Here is a 1,284-nt window from a genome sequence, read left to right as displayed (position 1 = left end):
CAGCCCGGCCTTCTCAGGCCGGGTCCCTCATCTTCTCCACGACAGGGTGAATGTCTCGTGTTCGCGCTTCCGCCTAAACCACCTCTCTCCGATCAGCATATCACTGAACGCCTCAAACTCGCCGCCTCCGGCTGCCAGAGCCTCGCTCTCGCGCTCTTCGGCGCAGGGGTCATTTCTCCCCTCTTCGCCGCACTCAATACACCGTGGTATTATCGGCTCGCCGCTTTCTTCGCCGCTTCCATTTCAGAACGTGCAGCGCTCGAACTTTTGCGCTATCTTCCCAATGCCAAACCTTCAATGAAGGAGCAGATCAATGAATGACTTCGTCCTGAACCTCTTCGCAGGGTGTCTGATCTTCGCCATCGGTTTCATACTCTCCGGCCGCGTTATCCGCTGGCTCTCCGCTCCCTCACCCAAATCTCACAAATCACAATGAGATCTTCACAGGCCCCTCGGGGCCTCTCTTCTCTAAACCGTTCACAAAATACGCCAAAATGGACACAGAGGCGCGCAGCGCCTCCGTGAACCGCTCAGGACAGGGCTACGCCCTGTAAAATAAAACCACAAACAGTGAACGGTCCCCAGCCACAGGCACAGATCGCTGACGGACCGCCTCAACCTTGAATTCTGACTCTCTCTCCTGTGAGGAGCCTGAACCCTCTTCACCAAAACAGAAAAAATCAGGGCGTTCCCCTGCGCTTCACGCAGGGTCGCGTGACCCGGGCTCCGCCCCGAGCCCCCTGCGGGGTCTCGGCCATTCGGCGGGTCCCCCTAACGCACAGCACAAAGCATCTTCACCCTCTCACCCTCAGCAGAAATACAGGCGGGTGAGGGGAGTGGGACGGCTCCTCGACCTCCCTGTCACGCTGCGCATGACAGGGAGGCACGCTCCGGGGCTTCCGACACCGCATCCAGCGCAAAGCGTGACACCCTCCCGGACGGCGCGTCCACACGGGCCTTAAGGCCCCCGCTGGCGCGGCTGCGCGACCCTCGCTGCACCTGGGTCAGGCCGCGTCTGGCGCAGGCCTTCAGGCCCGCACCAGACGCAACCCGACCGGTTTGCTCAGGACGCTCCGGTATGGACACCCCGTCCGGGAGGCTGTCCGGCCAGAGGCAGGATGTGGCTCAGAAAAGCGTCTCCACCCCCTGCGCTCTCGTCGCCGTCGCGGGCGCTCGCCGCCCCGCACCCCGGCAGGATATGGTCTAGTAAAGCAGATGATTTACTTCTTCTCTTCAAGTAAAAAATACGCCGTGATGCAAAATAAAAATGCCATTTATTGGCGG

Annotated in this window: 4 protein-coding genes; 3 read left to right on the top strand and 1 reads right to left on the bottom strand. The window is 60.4% G+C overall.

Going from position 1 to position 1,284, the window contains the following annotated elements; all coding sequences use genetic code 11:
- The coding region (locus GJA01_RS15055; protein WP_218017423.1) for a hypothetical protein at positions 1-321 on the top strand (321 nt) is incomplete at its 5' end.
- On the top strand, positions 314-436 hold the full coding sequence (locus GJA01_RS15705) for a hypothetical protein (protein WP_255312289.1): 123 nt from the start codon (positions 314-316) through the stop codon (positions 434-436). The genes GJA01_RS15055 and GJA01_RS15705, both read left to right, overlap by 8 nt.
- 425 nt (positions 437-861) lie before the next feature.
- Here the strand turns inward: GJA01_RS15705 and GJA01_RS15190 are convergent, their stop codons facing one another.
- Complete coding sequence (locus tag GJA01_RS15190; RefSeq protein ID WP_145993816.1) at positions 862-1,086, bottom strand: hypothetical protein; 225 nt, start codon at positions 1,084-1,086, stop codon at positions 862-864.
- Between GJA01_RS15190 and GJA01_RS15700 the strand changes: the two genes are divergently transcribed.
- Positions 1,079-1,207 carry a hypothetical protein gene (locus tag GJA01_RS15700; protein WP_255312283.1) on the top strand — a complete coding sequence of 43 codons (129 nt, stop codon included), beginning with the start codon at positions 1,079-1,081 and terminating at the stop codon, positions 1,205-1,207. The two genes, GJA01_RS15190 and GJA01_RS15700, sit on opposite strands and share 8 nt — an antisense overlap.
- Positions 1,208-1,284 lie beyond the last annotated feature (77 nt).

The sequence above is a fragment of the Gluconobacter japonicus genome, from assembly GCF_002723975.1.
In the GTDB taxonomy this organism is placed as follows: domain Bacteria; phylum Pseudomonadota; class Alphaproteobacteria; order Acetobacterales; family Acetobacteraceae; genus Gluconobacter; species Gluconobacter japonicus.
Note: the sequence above shows the minus strand (reverse complement) of the source record. Positions and strands in the feature narration are given on the sequence as shown.